Origin of the sequence: Bacillus sp. SRB_331, from assembly GCF_003264175.1 — a bacterium.
GTDB classification, from domain to species: domain Bacteria; phylum Bacillota; class Bacilli; order Bacillales; family Bacillaceae_G; genus Bacillus_A; species Bacillus_A mycoides.
Window position 1 is genome coordinate 1 of sequence record NZ_NADV01000175.1, and the last position, 345, is coordinate 345.

Consider the following 345-nt stretch of genomic DNA (forward strand, 5'->3'; position numbering starts at 1 on the left):
GCCTTATGTGCAGTCGGTTCCTTCATGATTGAGCTTACAAATAGATCATGGAGGCAGCAACAGATGATCGACTTCGCCTTCTTGTCGTTGCGCAGTTCTTCAGTGGTGGCAGGGAGAGCTGGGTCCTGGTCGATATAAACTTCAAGATCCTTCGTTGACAGGTACATGATGACCTTTTGTTGCCACAGCTGGAAGTCATCAGTGTCCGCGCCAGTGAATTTAGTGATTGATTGCAGGATCTCTTTCATCTGGTAGAACGGGCGTAGCCTGGTAAATTGGGCGTGACTTCGAAGAATGAGCGCGGCCTCGTAGAATGGGGGTGACTTCGTAATGTGGGCGTGACCA

General features: G+C 50.1%; 1 protein-coding gene. It reads right to left on the reverse strand.

The features are described from left to right. Window positions 1-345, reverse strand: a 345-nt coding sequence (locus tag B5P42_RS32425; protein WP_220089428.1) for a hypothetical protein, incomplete at both ends; no start/stop codon positions are given.